This window comes from Actinophytocola sp. (assembly GCF_035762905.1).
Lineage (GTDB): Bacteria > Actinomycetota > Actinomycetes > Mycobacteriales > Pseudonocardiaceae > DASYTH01.
In genome coordinates this window covers 25,390-42,848 of the sequence record NZ_DASUCC010000008.1, presented here as the reverse complement: position 1 = coordinate 42,848, position 17,459 = coordinate 25,390, and the positions used below count along the sequence as shown (strand labels likewise).

Here is a 17,459-nt window from a genome sequence, read left to right as displayed (position 1 = left end):
TAGGACCGTGTCAAACACGGGCCTGTTGCTCGATGTGCACCACCCCCAGGCCGCGCATGAGCTTGGCGGCCAGATAACCCTCCTCGGAGGAGAACGCCGCACCGCCGGCGAACGCGATGCCTTCGCACCGGTTCACCACGTTCCCGTTGGCGTCCTGGGTGATGAACGTGCGGTCCCGCGATGCCTTGATGTTCTGGGCCAGCTTGTCCAGCGTGAAGTCCCAGGACACCGTCTGCCAGTCGGTGGCACCCGGAGGGCGGTACATCGGGCTGGGCACCCGGCGCTTCGAGATGGCCAGCTGCAGCGACGTGGCGCCCTTGGGGCACAACGTGCCCTCGTTCACCGGGCTGTCCGGGTCGCCCTCGATCTGCAGCAGCTCGGTGTGGCCGTTCTCGGTCTTGGTGTAGGCCAGCAGCGAGCACCCCACCGCGCAGTACGGGCAGACCGAGCGTTTGACCTGCGCGCCTTCGATCCTCAGGCGCTGCTTGACCTGGGTCGCCTCGGCGGTGCTGAACCCGAGCGCGGAGACCCCGACAGCCCCAGTCCCGGCGGCTGTAAGCCCGAGGAACCTCCGCCTGGTGACTGGCTCCATCGCCGGCCTCCTTCCGCGGTCACTCTCGCCATTCTCGATCTCACGCTGCGCAAGCGCAATGCCTCAGCCCTGGGCAAGCTGAAGATCGTGCCGCTCGCCAGGGTCATCCGGATTGCGCAGAATGTCCAGCAACCGCGCGTCAGCAGGAACGATCACTCCGCGCACACCCCGCTCGTGCGCCTCCGTGCACATCTGCCGCCACTCCTCGCGGCCCTGCGGCACCCCCACCCGCTCCCACTCCGCCGGGTCCGCCGTGTCCCCCAGCCGGCCGTGGCTCAGCCGGCGCACGGTGTCGACGCTCCGCTCCGGGGCCTGCGCGGTCGCCACCACCAGGCGGGCCCGGAAGGTCACCACCGACAGCGCGGCCGCCAGCGTCACCGTGTCGAGGTCCCCCACGTCCTCCACCCACAGCGCGTCGGCCCCCGCCGCATCGAAGGCCGAGGCGTCCGCCAGCCAGTCCCCCAGTCGCTCCGGCACCGGACCCAGCAAGATCCCAACCTGCACCATTCCCCCACCCTAGACCTCGGCCGGACCGAACCGTCCACAGTGGAGACAACGGCCGCCGCGGCTAACCAGCGACAGCACGATGCTTGGTGGTCAGGTCGCGTAGCTGCCGGGTGGCTTCGAGGCCGGCGGTGACGGCGGCGCTCCAGGCGTTCCACCGGCCGGCGAGCGCGAAGATCGGCTCGATGACAGTGGCCAGGTCGGCCACCACGCGCCAATCGCGATGTTCGACGGCATGACTGATGATCGACAGTGCGGCGTCGGCGGCGTCCAGCGCCTGCGCACCGCCCGGCTCCTGCCGGCCGATCCAGGACACGATCGAGCTGACCGCGTCCGCCAGCGTCAGCTCGTCCATCAGCAGGGCGAGGTAGTCGTCGGCATGGCGAACCGCAAGGCCGAACCGGTCCCCGGTGCGTTCGCCGAGACCGCGTTCGTGCAGCGATTCCAGGATCGGCCGGATGTCGCCGCGACCGATGACGTAACCGACCAGGCCGGCCGGAAGCAGGGCTCCCGCCGCGAACGCCAGCAGGGCAAGGGTGCGCTGCTGCGGCCGGGACAGGGCGTCGATGCCGAGCCGATCCAGCGCGTCGGGATCGCGCTCGACGGCGCGGGTCAGATGACCGAACTGGTGCCGGCCGTCCCGAACCAGTGCGGCGGCCTGGCGCAGACGCAGCGGCTGGCCGCCGACCAGCCGGCACAACCGGTCGGCGTCCACCCGTTCGGCTGCCGTCAGATCCCGGCCGAGGTACCGGCACAGCGCCTGGCGGGCAAGGTCGGTGGGCAGCCCGGTCAACAGGATGGACCGGCCCCGGCGGCCGAGCAGCGGCCGGTTGCAGCCGATGATCACGGTGCAGCGCGGCAGGTCGTCCAGGACCTCCCGCAGCTCGTCCGGGCCGAGGCTGACGTCGTCGAGCAGCAGCGTCGCCCGAACCCCGGACAGGGGAACATCCGACGTGCACAGCAGGCCGGTCAGGCGCTGCCGAAGATCGTTCGGGCCGTACCCGCCGACCTGCAGGTACAGCGCCGGGACGCCGGACCGCTCGGACAACCGCGCGGCGACTTGGCCCAGTAGCACCGACTTGCCGAAGCCACACGGAGCGTGGAACTCGACCGGCCGACCCGGTGCGGCGGTCAGCGCCGCGGCCACCTCCCGGTCCCGGCCGAGCATCGCCTCCGCTCCGGCAACGGTGCCGACATCGTCCATGGCCGTCCTCTCCCACCGGGCGCGGCTGCCCACCCCTCGCGCCGGCAAGCCTCGCCGAGTGACGCCGGCCGGCACATCCCTGAGCTCCGGGAGATTCTGCGCGGGAAGTTATAGTCACCGACCGTGGCGACGACCGGTGGCGGTGTTGAGTCACCGGACCACCCCATCGTCGGTCGCGAAAGCGAATTGGATCAACTGCGCACGCTGCTTGCCGCGTCCAGCGCCGGGCCGCTCCGCGGCGTCATTGTCGAGGGCGAGGCCGGCGTCGGCAAAAGCGTGCTGTTACGTCAGATTCAGGCGCACGCCCGGGCGTCGGGCTTCCGGGTACTCGTCGGCACGGCCGCGGAGTTGGAGCGGAACCTGGCGTTCGGGGTCATCTTCGAAATGGCCCGCGGCCAACTCCGGGAGGAATCGCATTCCGCGGTCTTCGAAGAACTTCTGAAACTCGGTTCGGCCGGCGGACCGCAGGCCGCGGACGGCGGCTTCGCCGTCACCGAGGAACTGGTGGCGGCGCTGGAGGCCTGCGCCGCCGAGGCTCCGGTACTGCTGTGCCTTGACGATCTGCACTGGGCGGACAGCTCGACCGTCGCCGCCGTCGGCGCGATCGTCAGACGGCTCGCCGGTCTGCCGTTGCTCGTCATCGTCACGCTGCGCCCGACGCCGCGCTCCCGGAAGGTCGGCCAGCTCATCGACCAACTCGGCTCGGCAGGTGCGGTGGCGCTGCGGCTGGCACCGTTGCCGGAGGATGCGGCCGTGGGGCTGGCCAAGGAGATCCTCGGTGTGCCACCCGGTCCGCTGCTGCGCGAACAGATCTCCGCCACCGCCGGCAACCCGCTGTTCGTCGTCGAGTTGCTGCGGACGCTGCGCCAGCAGGACCTCATCTCGCTGACCCCGGACGGCGCCGAGATCGCGCGGCGGGTGGTGCCGGCCAGTCTCCGGGAGATCCTGTTGCGGCGATACGGTTTCCTCGCCGAGCCGACCCTCCGGTTGTTGCGGATGGCGAGCATTCTCGGGCGATCCTTCGCGGTCAACGAGTTGGCCGTGGTGTGCCAGTCGCGGCCCACCCAGTTGATGGCGCAGCTCGACGAGGCCATCGCCGCCGGTCTGATCGCGGAAAGCGGCGACAGCATGACCTTCCACCACGATCTGTTCCGCCAGGTGCTCTACGAGAGCATGCCCAACGCGCTGCGGATCGCGCTGCACCGGGAGGCGGGTGCCGCGCTGGCCGAGGCCGGCGCACCCGTCGTGCGCGTCGCGGAGCAGTTCTACAGCGGCGATCCGCGCGGTGCGCAGACCACGGAATGGCTGTGGCGGGCCGCCCGAGAGTCGGCCCGCCGGTCCACCTCGCTGGCGGTGCGGTGGTACCAGCGCGCGCTGAACGCCGTGGACGCCACCGACCCGCAGCGCGTGACCCTGATCTCCGAGTTGGTGCCGCAACTCGTCCTGCGGGGCCGCATCGAGGAAGCGCAGCTGGCCGCGGCGCAGGCCATCGAACACGCCGAGGAGCCGGCGATCGCCGTCCGGCTGCGGGTGGTGCTCGCCCACGCCCTGACCCGGCAGGGCCTGTGGCGCTCCGCCCGGGAGCAGCTCGAGCTCGGCGCCGCGCAGTACCACGACCCGACCACGGTCGCCGTCGTCTCCGCGCCGGAGAGCTTTCTGCGGCTCATCACCGGCGAGGCCGGCGCGGCGGTCGCGCTGGCCGAGCGGTCCGAGGCGGCCGCCAAGGCCACCCGCAACGACCTTGCGGCCGCCACCTGTCTGATGACCCGCACGCTCGGCGCGGCCGCGACCGGCGCGGTCGACGAGGCGATCACCCTTGGCCGGCAGTGCCTTGCCCTGACCGACCGGTTGCGTTCCTCGTTCCGCGAGTTCCTGCTTCCGGAGCTGTGCCTCGGCGTGGCGCTGACCGACGCGGACCGGCCGGCGGAGGCGGAACGCTACTACCGGGAGGGTCTCGACCGCGCGACGCGGGTCGGGGCGGCCGGAGTTCTTCCTTATCTGCAGGCGAATCTGGCCATCCTCCGGATGCACACCGGCGCCTGGACGGACGCCGGGTCGGAGGCCGAGGCATGCCTGGAGCTCGTCGCCAGCACCGGCACCCGGTGGACCGCGCACGTGCGCGCGATCCAGGCCCGCCTAGCGATCTCCCGCCACGATTTCCCGGCGGCGCACCGCATCCTGGCCGACGCCGAGGCCGAACTGGCCGCCTCCGGACACATCATGGGTGCCAATTGGGTGCTGTGGGCGAAGGCACTGCTGCTGGAGGCGGAGGACCGGCCGGCCGAGGCCGCCGACGTCGCCCGCAAGGCGTGGGACGTGCTACCGGAACTCCGGTTCCTGCACAGCAATTGGATGTTCCCGGCCGACGTGCTCCGGCTGGTCCTCGGCGCCGGGGACCGGGCGACGGCGGACGCCATCGTCGCGGACACGGCGGCGGCCGCCGAACGCGTCGGCACCGCCAGCGCGACCGGTGCCGCGCTGCGCTGCCGGGCGCTGTTCAGCGGTGACCCGCAGATCGCACTCGAGGCGGTCGCCGCCTACCAGGCCTCGCACCGGAAGGTGGAACTGGCGCTGGCCCAGGCCGAAGCCGCGGACGCGCTGGCCGACACGGGTCATCCGGACCGCGCCCGGGAACACTTCCGCGCCGCCGCCGACACCTTCGCCGCGCTCGGCCTCACCCGGGAGGAGAACCGCATCGACGCCACGATGCGGAGCCACGCGATCCATCGTGGCCGCCGCCGCTCCCGCCGACCCAGCGTCGGATGGAACTCGCTCACCCCGACCGAACTGTCCGTCGCGCGACTCGTCGGCCAGGGCCTGTCCAACCCTCAGATCGCCGCCAGCCTGTTCATCTCGCGCTACACCGTGGAGACCCATCTCAAGCACGTCTTCAGCAAGCTGGGCATCACCTCGCGCGTCGTGCTGGCCAACGAGTTGATCAGGCGGTCACTCGGCGTGTAGTTCGTTAGCAATTGTCCGATTCGGTCAACCTTTGCCCGAATTGCACTCGTTTGCCTCTGGCTGGCTTGTTCGCTATAAACGTTGCGGTATCAGGGCTTATGCCGATCCGGTCTGCTTGGAACGATTACCGGTCCAATGGGCATTACATCCTGTTGGCCAGCCTTGTACCACAATGTCTGAGTTATTCACTAACTGTCGGTTAATCCAGCCAATAGTTGCTACCCGAGTGCCGTCGGCCTTGATATGACCTGGTGATGAGCGTTGCCGACCATTCCGGCGCTCGCTTCGGCGTTCATCCCGGGTCAGTCACCGTGCACACCGTCTCGCTCGCCGCGTTGCTGTCCGCCGACGGCCGCCGCGATCCGTACCCGTACTACGCCGAGCTGCACCGGCACGGCCAGCTCTGCCGGTGTGAGGATCCCGAGAACCGGTTCGACTTCGTAGTGCACGGGTTCGACGCCGCCAACAAGGTCATGCGGGACCCGACGTTCCGCGTGATGGACGCGGACTACCCGGACCGGCGCAGCTCCCCATGGCGCGATCATCCCGCGCTGCGCACCCTGCTCGGTTCGATCTTCTTCACCGACGGACCGGACCACCAGCGGGTGCGCCGGCTGCTGCGCCAGGAGTTCACCCCGCGCCGGATCGCCGCGCTGGAGCCCGCGATCGTGCGGCTGGTGGACCAGCGGCTGGACCGGATGGCCGAGCTGGGCGCCGGCGGCCGGCCGGTCGACTTCATGGCCGAGTTCGCCCTTCCGCTCCCCAGCGACGTGATCGGCGAGCTGCTCGGCGTGCCGGAGCAGGACCGCGCCGCCTTCCCGCGGCGGGTGCGCGCGTTCGGCGCGATCCTGGACCTCGGCACGGCGATGTGGCGCTACCTGCCCCGGTCCAACGCCGCCGCGGTCGAGCTGACCGAGTACTTCACCCGGTTGATCGCGGCACGCCGCGCCGAGCCGCGCGACGACCTGGTGACCGCGCTGGTGCGGCGGCAGGACGACGAGGAACTGCGCGACGAGGAACTGATCGCCAACCTGCTGACCATGTTCAACGCCGGCTACGTCACGACCACCCACCTCATCGGCAACGCCCTGACCCTGCTGCTGGACCGTCCCCGTCTGGCCACCGCGCTGGTCGCCGCGCCCGAACGCCTCGCCCCCGCGATCGTCGAGGAAACCCTGCGCTACGAACCCCCGACCCACTTCAGCATCCGTTGGGCCACCACCGACGCCGACGTCGACGGCATCCCCATCCCCGCCGGCAGCCGGATCCTCGTCCTCTTCGGCGCCGCCAACCGCGACCCGACCCGGTTCGCCGACCCCGACGTGTTCGACCCCACCCGCCCCGACAACCACAGCCTGTCCTTCGGCGGCGGCCTGCACTACTGCCTCGGCGCCGCCCTCTCCCGCCTCGAAGCCCAAACCGCCCTCCCCCAACTCCTCCGCCGCTTCCCCACCCTCACCCTCTACGACACCCCCGGCGACCGCACCCACCTCATGCTCCGCGGCTACGACAAACTCCTGGTCACGCTGTAGCCGCGGTCAGAAAAGGGTCTGCACTTCCTCCTCACTCCGGCCGCCACGGAGCACTTCAACGCTGCCCGCCTCGGCGGCGGCCAGCCGCACGAACAACCGGGCCGCGACCAGCGCGTCGTAAGTCGCCCGGTGCGGCACCAGCCCACCAGACAGACCGCCGGCCAACCCGAGCGCAGCGGCGAGATCACCGAGCCGGTACCGCTCAAGATCCGGCATCAGGCGTCGGGCAAGCGCAAGCGTGTCGAAGACCTCGGGCACGACCCAGCCGGCCAGCTTGCGCCGCAGAACAGCCAGGTCGACCTGCGCGTGGTGGGCAACAACCGCATCCGCGTCCAGCGCAGCCATCACCTGCGCCGAGACGTCCTCGAACACCGGGCAAGCCGTCACGTCGTCATTGCTCAGCCCATGAACGCGGGTGGCGAAGCGTGAGATCGGATTCTCAGGTCGGACCAACCAACTCGCCGGCTTCGGTTAGGCGCTGTGGACGAAGATGCAGAACGGGTGGCCGGCGGGATCGGCGTACACGCGGAGGGGTTCTTCGAGGTCGTCGGATCGGTCCACGAGAAGGCGGGCGCCGAGGGCGAGGGCGCGGGTGTGTTGGTGGTTGAGGTCCGCGACCGAAGGGACGGTGAGGTCCAGGTGGAGTTGTTGGGGGATGGGGCCTGCCGGCCAGGTGGGTTCGGGGAGGGTGGGGACCTGTTGGAAGGCCAGGCGGGGCTGACCAGTGGAGTCGCGGAGGACAAGCCAGTCGTGATCGCCGGGAGGTTCATCGCCGGGGCGGTAGGTGAAGCCGAGTAGTTGGCGGTAGAACTCGGCGAGGGCGCGGGGATCGGTGCAGTCCAGGACTGTTTGGCGCAGTGCGGGGACGCGGTCCATGGCGCCTTATGTTGGCATGGTGTGGACGACGACCGCGGCGGCTGCGGCGCGGTCCACCGGGCGGGTGGGGCCGGGGCGGTGCCGGCCGGCGAGGACGGCCAGGAGGATGCCGAGGGCGGACGTGATGGCCATCAGCAGGGCGGCGGCGCTGACGCCGTCGACCACCGCTTCGGAGCGGGCGACGTCGGTGGCGGTGGAGTTGGTGCCGTAGATGGTGGCGGCGGCGGCGGTGAACAGGGCGGCGCCGACGTAGCGGGCCATGTTGGACACGCCGGACGCGGCGCCGACCTCCTCCCTCGGCACGGACGCCGTGGCCGCGGAGGACGAGCAGCCGTTGGAGAAGCCCATGCCGACCGCGATGGCGATCAGCGGCAGGACGAACAGGGCGTAGGTCCACGACACGGACAGGAACACCAGCACGCCGAAGCCCGCGGTGGTGATCGCGAACCCGAGACCGATCGCCTGCCGGGTGCCGATCTTGAACGCGAGGCCGGCGACCAGCGGGGCGGTGGCCACCAGGCCGATCGTGGCGGGCAGGGTGGCCAGGCCGGCCTCCATCGGGCTCATGTCGAAGCCGTCCGGATCCTGGAAGAACAGGCTGAGCACGTACATCAGCCCGTTGATGGTGCCGGCGCCGATCAGGATCGCGATGGTGGCCCCGACCAGGACCCGGTTGCGGAGCAGTTGGAGGTCGATCAGCGGGGCCCGGACCCGGCGTTCCACGGCGACGAAACCGAAGATCGAGGCGACCGAGACGGCCAGGCAGCCCAGCGTCGCCGGGGAGGTCCAGCCCCAGTTCGATCCCTCGCTGAGGCCGAGCACCAGCGGGGCGAGGATCAGAGCGACCAGCACGGTTCCGCCGATGTCCAACGAGCGCGGGCGGGTGGGGTCGTTGGACTCGGCCACGGTGCGCAGGGTGAGCGGGATGCACAGGGCGGCGATCACGGCGTCGATCCAGAACAGGCCCTGCCAGCCGGTGGTGTCCACCAGCGCGCCGCCGATCAGCGGGCCGGCGGCGGCGCCGATGGCCGACGCGGCACCCCAGATCGACACCGCGCGCAGTTGTTCCTGGCCGGTCGCGGCCACCGAGAGCAGGCTCAGGCCACAGGCCAGCAGCGTGGCGCCGGCCGCACCCTGCAACATCCGGCCGACGATCACCCCGGTGGCGTTGTCGGACAGCGCGATCAGCACACAACAGACGATGAACAGGACCAGTGCGCCGACGAACGTGCGGCGCCGGCCGATGATGTCGCCGAGCACGCCGGAGGTGACGATCACCGCGGCGCCGACCAGTGAGTAGCCGGTGACGGCCCACTGCAGGGTGGCGGTGGACGCGCCGACGTCCTCACTGATCGCCGGCAGCAGGATGCTCACCGCCGAGGTGTTCGCGTTGACGATCAGCGTGGCGATGCAGGTGGCCGCGAGCACGCCGCTACCGGCGCGCACCGCCGCTTCGGCCTGGTCAGATGCCATGTGCGGGAGTGTTGCGCGCCGGTCAGCGAGCCGGCCTCACCCGGGTGGGGTGAGGCCGGCATGGTCATCTGGCCGGCCGCTGCCCGATCGTGTCGACGACCGCGTAGGTGATCGCTTCCTCGTAGCGCACCTGTCCGGCCCGGGAGCCGTCGCCCTCCTGCAGGTGCCGATACCGGTTCCCGATGATCCGCCCGTTGTCCGGGTCGACCAGGATCTCGCTCTTGATCACACCGGGGTCGACCTCGATGGCGAGGGCCACCGCCGGCCGGCCATCCCGCGTCGTGGTCGTGGACACCTCGAGCCACGGGAAATAGCCCATGGCAAGGATGATCGCGGCCCGCGGCTCGGCCGGCGGTAACCGGTTCATCCAGTTCAGCATGAGTTCGAAGGCCGCGCCCGGGTCGAAGCCCGGCGTCGTGAGCAGTTGATACAGGGCACGCGGGTCACGCGGGAGTTCGGTCAGCTCCTCCTCGGACAGGTTCTTCAGGGAGCGGTCGCGCAGTAGCCAGTCGAAGTCACCGCCGTCGGCCCGCCTGACGTTCGCTCCGGGGAAGGGCACGATCGCCGGACCGGACACGTCGGCGGCGTGGTTCTGCTGCCACTGGCCGGCCCGGTCCCGGGGGATCCACAGCTCGCGGAACATCTCGAGTCTGGAGCCCAATCGGTCCTGGATCCACTGGTGGGTCAGCACGTACAGGTACTGGCCGGGGGCCTGCGGCAGGTCGGTGGCGCCCTCGGCGAGCCAGTCCAGCGAGTGGTACGGCCGGTCGGTGACCGGGGGCAGCGGCGGGTACGTGCTGTTGGTCGGCGAGGGCCGCGGGGGTGGAACCATCGTCGTCTGCGGGGACGACGTCGACGACAGGTTCCGCGTGGCGTTGACCGTCAGCACCGCGCCGGTCGCCACCACGACGACCGCGGCGGTGACCGCCAGCCACGGCTCGACCCGGCGGCGCGCGTCCGGGGGGGCGCCAGCCGCCAGCCGCGCCCGGCCGGCGGCGAACGCGGCTTCCGCCATCTCCGGTGTGTCGGCGCGGAGCCGGCGTACCGCCCGGTCCACCTCGTCTTCCCAGTACTCAGTCATGGTTTCCCTCCTCGGAAGTCAGGCAGCCGCGCAGGGCGGTGCGGGCGCGGTGCAGGCGGGTCCGGACGGTGCCGACGCGTACGCCGAGGGCCTCGGCACCTCGGTCGGGGCCAGCCCGGCCCAGGCGACCAGCAGCAGTACGTCGCGTTCCGCCGCCCGCAGCCGGGCCAGCGCGGCGGACAGCCTGCGGGCCTGCGCTCCGGCGTCGACCCGGGCCGCGGCCACGGTGTCCGGCGGGTCGGCGCTGTGCCCGGCCGTTGTCCCGGGCAATGGCGCGCAGCCCGCGTAACTCGGCTCGGGCGTGGTGGCGCAGCAGGTTGGTCGCGATGCCGTAGAGCCAGGCCCGGGCGCTGGCCCGGTCCGGCCGGTAGCGCCTGCGCCGCTCCCAGGCCACCAGGAAGGTCTGGGCGACCAGGTCGTCGGCGGTGGACGGGTCCAGCCGCCGGGCCAGATACCGGTACAGGTCCCGGGCATGCGCGTCGTAGAGCCTGGCCAGGGCGTCCGCACCGTCGGGGCCGGAGAGATCCGGATGGTCGGGGCTGCCGGTGCCGTCGCCCGCGTTCACGCTCGCCATCGTCACACCGGTACTTGCCCGGTGACGGTGGAATCGTTCCGGCCGAGCTACTCCGCGCGGGTCCGGTGCTGGCGCAGCTCCCGGAACGGCACGATGATGAAGATCGCGATCACCAGGTAGCCGAACACGGCGACCACCGGAAGGAATATCCCGAGCACGATCATCACCAGGTAGCCGGCCAGGCCGGGGGTGAGTCGCTTGCTGAGCGTGCGGATGTCCTCGTCCGCGGCGTCCGGCCGGACCAGCCCCTCGTGCAGCGCGTACCGCCACATCACCCCGACCAGCACCGCGGCGAGCAACAGGTTGGCGCCGTAGATCACCGCGGCCACCCGCTCCGGCCCGGTGTGGCCGATGTAGGTGGCCAGCAGCCGGGTCGGGTACGGCAGAAACGCCACCACCATCAGCAACAGCAGGTTCAGCCGGATCAGCGTCGAGTTGGCCCGGTCGAGGTACTCGGTGATCACCGTGTGCGCGAACCAGACGGCCCCGATGGTGGCAAAGCTCACCACATGTGCCAGGTATGCCGGCCAGTTCCCGACCAGGAGCTCGAAGACCGCCTGCTCGTCGTCCGGGCTCGGCACCTCCAGTTCCAGCACCAGCAGGGTGATCGCGATGGCGAACACGCCGTCGCTGAACGCCTCCATCCGGACGGTGCGGAACTTCCCCGCCCGCCTGGACCCACCCTGCCCACCGGCCACGCCGAGATGCTGACCGGCCCGCGGTCCGCTGCCCTCACCCGCGCGGCGTGGTTTCCAGCCGCATACGGAGGAACGCGGCCACCTGTTCGTGGGCGTCCCGGGCGGCGGCGAGGGTGGCGGACATGGTGAAGAACCCGTGCGGCATGCCGGTGTAGCGGGTGGACTCGACCGCGACGCCGGCCGAGGAGAGCCGGTCGGCGTACTGCTCGCCCTCGTCTCGCAGCGGGTCGTACTCGGCGGTGAGCACCAGGGCCGGGGGCAGCCCGCTCAGGCTCTCGGCGCGCAGCGGGGACACCAGCGGGTCGAGCCCGTCGTCCGGATTGGACAGATAGTGCTTCCAGTACCAGGCCACGGATCTGCGGTTGAACAGGGCTGGATCGTCGTTGTCCCGCATGGACCCGGTGTCGCCGCGGTAGTCGGTGTTGGGATACACGAGCACCTGGGCGGCGAGCGCGGGTTCGCCGTGCTGGCGGGCCAGCAGGGTGACGGCGGCGGCGAGGTTGCCGCCGGCGCTGTCGCCGGCGACCGCCAGCCGGGCCGGGTCGGCGCCGACTTCTTCGGCGTGACCGGCGATCCAGCAGGCGGCCGCGTAGCAGTCGGACACCGCGGCCGGGAACCGGTGCTCCGGCGCCAGCCGGTAGCCGATCGTGATCACCTGGCAGGGCACCGCGTTGGCCAGGCTCCGGCAGACGCCGTCGGAGGTCTCGATGCTGCCGAGGGTCCAGCCGCCGCCGAAGAAGTAGAGCACCGTCGGCAGCGGGTCGGCGGTGGAGCGCGGACGGTAGATCCGGATCGGCAGGTCGCCGTCCGGACCGGGAAGGTGCCGGTCGGTCACCTCGTGCACCGGCTCTCCGGCGCCGCCGCCCGCCTTGATCGCGGCCAGGTCCGCGGCCCGCGCCTCTTCGATCGACAGCGTGTACAGCGGCGGGGTGCCGTCCTCGATCGTGCGGTCGCGCATCGCCTGCACCTGCGGGTCGAGCGGCATCGCACCTCTCCCCTTGTCAGCGAACGATCCCGGCGGGTGCCCGCCTGCGCACCCGCCGGGATCGCCCCCTCTCGTTACCCCAGCAGCCGCAACGGCACCGCGTCGGCCATCGCCTGGTTACCGGCGTCGTTCGGGTGGATGTGGTCACCGAAGTCGAACTCCGCGCGCAACTTGCTCGGCTGGGCAGGATCCCGCAGCACCGCGTCGAAGTCGATCAGCCCGTCGAACTCGCGGGTGCTGCGCAGGAAGGAGTTCACCGCGTTGCGGGTGGCCTCCTTCTCCGGGGTCCACTCGCCGGCCGGTGCGCCCGGGGTGACCGCGAAGCCTTCGAACGGGCCGAGCGTGGCCGGCACGAACCGCACCCCGCGCTGCTTCACCTGGGCGCCGACCTTCCGGATCGCGTCGATGATCGCGTCGGCGGAGTCGCCGGTCATCCAGATGTCGTTGATGCCGAGGTCGAACAGGACGGTCCGGACCCCGGTCTGCGGGAACACGTCCTCGTTGAGCCGGGCGCCGGCGTTGGTGCCGAGCTGAACGAAGCCGGGGAAGCCGCCCGCGCCGGGCTCGGGACCTTCGTGGTTGAGCCGGTTGCCGGACAGGCTCGCGTTGAGCACGCCGGGCGCGTCGCCGGCGCGGCGCTGCTGCACCAGCCGCTTGGCCAACAGGTCCGGCCACCGGTTGTTGGTGTTGAGCGTGCTGCCGTTGGCGTCGCCGAGCGAGTCACCGAGCACCACGACGGAGCCGGATGTCCTGTGCCGCAACACATCCACGCCGGACAGGACGTACCAGCAGCAGGTGCGGGTGGTGGTGAAGCCGGTACCGACCGCGGCCGTGCTGAGGTCGCCGGCACCGGCGAAGCTGCTCTGCTGGGAGGTCGCGTGCCAGCTGACCGGACCGCTCGGCACCGGGAAGTAGATGGTGATCACCAGGTCCGACAGGTCGCCGACGCGGAGGTCGACCGGATCGCTGAGCAGTTCCTGACCCTTGAGCATGGTGGTGGACAGCCGACCGTTGAAGGTCAGGTCGCGCAGTGTGGCCGAGTCGATGTCGTTCAGCTCTGGGGTGCTCGTGTTGGGCTTGGCCACGGTCGCGTGGCCGATGGTCACGGTGGCTTCGCCGAAGATGTTGGTCAGCCGGACCCGGACCTTGTCCCCGCCGACCGAGACGTGCACGATCATGCGCAGGCTCTGGTTGTTGAAGCCGTTGCGGGCGGATCCGGTCGCTTCCGGGCCGGTGACGGCGGCCGCCCAGCTGCCGACCCACTCTCGGGACCGGTTGAAGTCCGACCCGTCGGGGGCCGCCGCACTCCCGGTCGATACCACCGCGGGCAGCGTCACGGCGAGCAGCACGGCCGCGCCGACGGAACGCCATTTTCTCGGCGCCTTCATAGAAAAGGGACCTCCCATTAAAAAGGACCGGGGGTGAGCCGCCCCCGGTCTCAAGCTTGTGGGCGAACGCTAGTACGACCCCAACAGGCCGTCAATCATTCTCGGAAACTGACTCCAATCGGCGGAACCGGATACTCCGCAGCCGGCAACGCACCGCATTCCCCCGGTCGCGCAGGGCTATTCCATTTCCGATCAGAGGCCGAGCAACTCCGGCGCGGTCGCCACCATCCGATACCGTTCGGCGGGCCGGTCGACGAGCTTGCGCGTTTGCAAATCGAGCAGACCGCCGACGCTGTCCACCTCCGCCACCAGTTCGCCGTCGGTCCGCACCAGCCGCTGCGCAACGCGGAACGTCTTGCCGGTACCCCAGACGATTTCACAGGACACGTCAACGGTGTCGCCGTAGAACAGCTCGGTGTGGTACCGGATCACGGTCTCCAGGAAGACCGGGCCGACCCCGAGCTCGCCCAGCCTGGCCAGATCGGCTCCGGCCGCCCGCATCAGCTCCCACCGTGAATGCTCGGCGTATTGCAGGTATACGACACCGTTCACATGCCCGTTGCTGTCCAGCTCGTACGCCCGTACCGAAACCCTTTGTGAAAACCGCTCGACCATTACCGTCCGCCTCCAACTGGTCGCAAGCAGTGACCGGTAGTCACTGCACACATTACCGGTTAGAGTGGGGCGTGGATTCCGACTTACCCGGCGGCGCGAATTATGTTTTGCGCGCCTTGGAGCTGTTCGACCAATACGGCGATCGGGAAGCACTCGGCAGCGGCGACCACGTTTTCACGTTTACCGAACTGCGGGCCGCGGTGCTGGACCTCGCCGGCGCGCTGCGCGAGCACGGCGTGCGCGCGGGAATGCCGGTGGCGGTCGCGGCCATGCTGCCCGCCGAGGGCATCGCCCTGCAACTCGCCTTGCACCTGCTGGGTTGCCGGGTGGTCTGGGTGCTGCTCGGCGCCGGATCGAAGGAGCAGCAGGACTATCTGGACGTGACGGCGCCGGAGCTGTTCATCTACGACCCGCGTGACGAGGCGGAGCTCGGCCGCGAGCTGGCCGCCCACCTGGGACCCGTCCCGGTGCTGTGCCTGGGACCGGGGGGTCTCGGGCCGGACCTGCTCGCCGAGCGTCCACAGTGGACGAGTCGGCCGGATCCGACCGGGCTGGCCGGCCCGAATCCCGAGTCGGTGCACCAGACCAGCGGCACCACCGGGCGACCGAAGGCGTTGCTGCTCACCGACGACTGCTTCCAGCAGATGCTCGTGCTGGCCGAGAGCTGGACACCGGCGGGCAATCCGCGGCTGCGCCATCTCACGGTCACCCCGCTGTGGTGGTCGGCCGGAACCGTCATGGCGATGATCACTCTGGGCAGTGGCGGAACGCTGTTCCTCATGCACGACTGGGAGCCGGCCGAGTTCCTGCGGCTGGTCGAGCGGCACCGGATCAACTACATGTTCATGTCCCCGCCGATGTTCTACGAGCTGCTCGACCATCCCATGGCGGGCACGACCGACTTCAGCAGCATGACCATGCTCAACGTCGGAGCCGCGCCGGTCGCGCCGGAGCGGCTGCGGCAGTCGGCGAAGCTCTTCGGCCCGGTGGCACGGATCGCTTACGGGCTCAGTGAATGCCCGTACGTCGCCGCCTATCCGGCGGTCACCGACGACCCGGCACACCCGCACCGGCTCAGCTCGTGCGGCACCGCGTGGGGCGACGTGCGCATCGAGATCCGCGCCGAGGACGGCGCCGTGCTCGGTCCCGGCGAGGACGGCGAGGTGTGGGTGGCCAGCCGGCTGAACTTCGCCGGCTACGTCGGGCAGCCCGAGCTGACCGCGGAAACGTTGGTGGACGGCTGGTTGCGCACCAGGGACATCGGCCACCTTGACCAGGACGGATATCTGTACCTGGTCGGCCGGACGCAGGACTCGATCGTCACCGGGCGGGGTTCCCGGCTGGTCTTCGCCCGGCCGATCGAGGACATCCTCAGCACCCACCCGGGTGTGCGGGCCGCTGCGGTGATCGGCGTGCCCGATCCGGTGCTGGTCGAGGTGGTGCATGCCTACGTGGTGCCCGACGGGGACCGGACGCCCACGCTCGCGGAGCTGCGCCGGCTGGTGACCGACCAGTTGCCGGAGATCTGGGCGCCCCGCTCGGTCGACTTCGTGCCCAACCTGCCGCTGGTGGGGATCGGCAAGGTGGACAAGCGGTCGCTGCGCGAACGGTACGCGACCGAACACGCCGGTACGCCGGGATGAACCGGCGCGCCGGCCTCGTCGCATTGCTGGCGGCGGAGGTCATCTCGGCGCTGGGCAACTGGATCTCGGTCATCGTGCTGCCCTGGCTGGTGCTGGTGCGCACCGGCAGCCCGGTCCTGATGGGCCTGGTCGCGGTCGGGGTGCTGGTGCCGTACCTGGCGTCCGGCGTGCTGGCCGCGCCGCTCGCCGACCGGTTCGGCCTACGTCGCACGTCGATCGCGACGGACCTGGGCAGCGCGCTCGCGACGGCGGCCATCGCCGCGGTGCCGGAGATCGGCTACCTGCCGCTGCTGGTGCTGGCCGGGATGAGCGGTGCCCTGCGCGGGGTCGGGGACCGGGCCAAGCACGTGCTGCTGGCGCCGATGGCCCGGCAGGCCGGCATGCCGGTGATCCGGATGACGTCGTTGTACGAGACGCTGACCCGCGGCACGCAGATGGTCGGCGCGCCGGTGGGTGGGTTGCTGATCTACTGGCTGGGCACCAACCCGGCGATCTGGGTGGACGCGGCGACGTTCGTGGTGTGCGCGGCGCTGGTCGCGGTCTGGGTCCGGCCGGTGGAGCCGGCGACCGGGCCAACCCATGCGCCGGCCGCGCGGGAGCCGTACCTGACCGCGCTGCGCGGCGGGGTGAGCGCGCTGTGGCGGGACCGGGTGCTGTTCGCCATGATCGTGGCGATCTTCGTCGTCAACGTCGTCACCCAGGCCGGCACCACCGTGTTCGTGCCGCTGTGGGTGGCGGAGGTGCTGCGCTCCCCCGCCGCACTCGGGATCGTGCTGTCCGCGTTCGCCGCGGGTGCGGTGCTCGGCGGCGTGGTCTTCACCGTGCTGGCGCCGAAGATGCCGCCGTACCTGATGTTCGGCGTCGCGGTCATGGTCAGCGGCGGCCCACGGCTGCTGGTGTTGGGCGGGGACAACGTCGCACTGGTGCTCGCCGTCACGTTCGGTTCCGGGGTCGCGGTCGCCGCGGTGAACCCGATTCTCGGCGCGCTGCTCTACGAACGGGTCCCGCCGCGGTTGCAGACCCGGGTGTTCGGGTTGGTCGCCGCCGGCACCTACGGCGGCCTTCCGGCCGGCGCCGCGCTGGCCGGGATCGCGGTGGCCGCCTTCGGTTTCCACACCGCGACACTGCTCGGCGGCGTGCTCGCCATCGCGGTCTCGGCGCTCACCCTGCGCATGCTCCAGCAGGCCGTGCGAACCGATCGAAACCGGCCGTATGACGACATTCCTGCCGTGGTACGGCAGCGGGACCGGTCGTAACGTCGGATCCTTGCCAGGAGGTACGGATACCAGATCCAGTTCTGACGGAGTTAGGCCGAACGGTGCTTGGCGGCAGC

General features: G+C 70.7%; 16 protein-coding genes. 4 read left to right on the top strand and 12 right to left on the bottom strand.

Annotation, left to right across the window (positions count from 1 at the left end; translation table 11 throughout):
- Positions 1 to 10: 10 nt before the first annotated feature.
- The 3 genes from VFV67_RS00705 to VFV67_RS00695 all read right to left on the bottom strand — a co-directional run bounded on the left by VFV67_RS00705 (position 11) and on the right by VFV67_RS00695 (position 2,300).
- Positions 11 to 592 (bottom strand): twin-arginine translocation signal domain-containing protein, encoded by a 582-nt coding sequence (locus VFV67_RS00705; protein ID WP_326466368.1) that lies wholly within the window; start codon positions 590 to 592, stop codon positions 11 to 13.
- Between the two features lie 63 nt (positions 593 to 655).
- On the bottom strand, positions 656 to 1,099 hold the full coding sequence (locus VFV67_RS00700; RefSeq protein WP_326466367.1) for a hypothetical protein: 444 nt from the start codon (positions 1,097 to 1,099) through the stop codon (positions 656 to 658).
- 61 nt (positions 1,100 to 1,160) lie between these two features.
- On the bottom strand, positions 1,161 to 2,300 hold the full coding sequence (locus tag VFV67_RS00695; RefSeq protein ID WP_326466366.1) for a hypothetical protein: 1,140 nt from the start codon (positions 2,298 to 2,300) through the stop codon (positions 1,161 to 1,163).
- A 123-nt stretch (positions 2,301 to 2,423) separates the two neighbouring features.
- Here VFV67_RS00695 and VFV67_RS00690 point away from each other — a divergent pair, with 123 nt between their 5' ends.
- Positions 2,424 to 5,261 carry a helix-turn-helix transcriptional regulator gene (locus tag VFV67_RS00690; protein WP_326466365.1) on the top strand — a complete coding sequence of 946 codons (2,838 nt, stop codon included), beginning with the start codon at positions 2,424 to 2,426 and terminating at the stop codon, positions 5,259 to 5,261.
- A 254-nt stretch (positions 5,262 to 5,515) separates the two neighbouring features.
- Positions 5,516 to 6,793: a cytochrome P450 gene (locus VFV67_RS00685; protein WP_326466364.1), complete on the top strand. Its 1,278-nt coding sequence runs from the start codon at positions 5,516 to 5,518 to the stop codon at positions 6,791 to 6,793.
- Positions 6,794 to 6,799: 6 nt separating this feature from the next.
- Here VFV67_RS00685 and VFV67_RS00680 read toward each other — a convergent pair whose 3' ends face one another.
- The 9 genes from VFV67_RS00680 to VFV67_RS00640 form a co-directional block, all read right to left on the bottom strand.
- On the bottom strand, positions 6,800 to 7,246 hold the full coding sequence (locus VFV67_RS00680) for a 3'-5' exonuclease (RefSeq protein ID WP_326466363.1): 447 nt from the start codon (positions 7,244 to 7,246) through the stop codon (positions 6,800 to 6,802).
- Between the two features lie 18 nt (positions 7,247 to 7,264).
- Entirely contained in the window at positions 7,265 to 7,669 is a 405-nt protein-coding gene (locus tag VFV67_RS00675; RefSeq protein WP_326466362.1) for a VOC family protein, read from the bottom strand.
- Between the two features lie 6 nt (positions 7,670 to 7,675).
- Positions 7,676 to 9,142, bottom strand: coding sequence for an MFS transporter (locus VFV67_RS00670; RefSeq protein WP_326466361.1), 1,467 nt, complete (start codon positions 9,140 to 9,142; stop codon positions 7,676 to 7,678).
- A gap of 64 nt (positions 9,143 to 9,206) precedes the next feature.
- On the bottom strand, positions 9,207 to 10,223 hold the full coding sequence (locus VFV67_RS00665; RefSeq protein ID WP_326466360.1) for a hypothetical protein: 1,017 nt from the start codon (positions 10,221 to 10,223) through the stop codon (positions 9,207 to 9,209).
- Entirely contained in the window at positions 10,216 to 10,797 is a 582-nt protein-coding gene (locus VFV67_RS00660; protein ID WP_326466359.1) for an RNA polymerase sigma factor, read from the bottom strand. Before VFV67_RS00660 ends, VFV67_RS00665 begins: the two co-directional genes overlap by 8 nt.
- Before the next feature lie 47 nt (positions 10,798 to 10,844).
- Complete coding sequence (locus VFV67_RS00655; protein ID WP_326466358.1) at positions 10,845 to 11,495, bottom strand: TMEM175 family protein; 651 nt, start codon at positions 11,493 to 11,495, stop codon at positions 10,845 to 10,847.
- A gap of 34 nt (positions 11,496 to 11,529) precedes the next feature.
- A complete protein-coding gene (locus VFV67_RS00650; RefSeq protein ID WP_326466357.1) occupies positions 11,530 to 12,480 on the bottom strand; it encodes an alpha/beta hydrolase in 951 nt (316 codons plus the stop codon).
- A gap of 74 nt (positions 12,481 to 12,554) precedes the next feature.
- Entirely contained in the window at positions 12,555 to 13,868 is a 1,314-nt protein-coding gene (locus VFV67_RS00645) for an SGNH/GDSL hydrolase family protein (RefSeq protein WP_326466356.1), read from the bottom strand.
- A 192-nt stretch (positions 13,869 to 14,060) separates the two neighbouring features.
- Positions 14,061 to 14,483: an acyl-CoA thioesterase gene (locus tag VFV67_RS00640; protein WP_326466355.1), complete on the bottom strand. Its 423-nt coding sequence runs from the start codon at positions 14,481 to 14,483 to the stop codon at positions 14,061 to 14,063.
- 107 nt (positions 14,484 to 14,590) lie between these two features.
- Here VFV67_RS00640 and VFV67_RS00635 point away from each other — a divergent pair, with 107 nt between their 5' ends.
- Complete coding sequence (locus tag VFV67_RS00635; protein ID WP_326466354.1) at positions 14,591 to 16,126, top strand: AMP-binding protein; 1,536 nt, start codon at positions 14,591 to 14,593, stop codon at positions 16,124 to 16,126.
- Entirely contained in the window at positions 16,123 to 17,382 is a 1,260-nt protein-coding gene (locus tag VFV67_RS00630) for an MFS transporter (protein WP_326466353.1), read from the top strand. The genes VFV67_RS00635 and VFV67_RS00630 overlap by 4 nt, the downstream gene beginning before the upstream one ends.
- Positions 17,383 to 17,459: the final 77 nt, after the last annotated feature.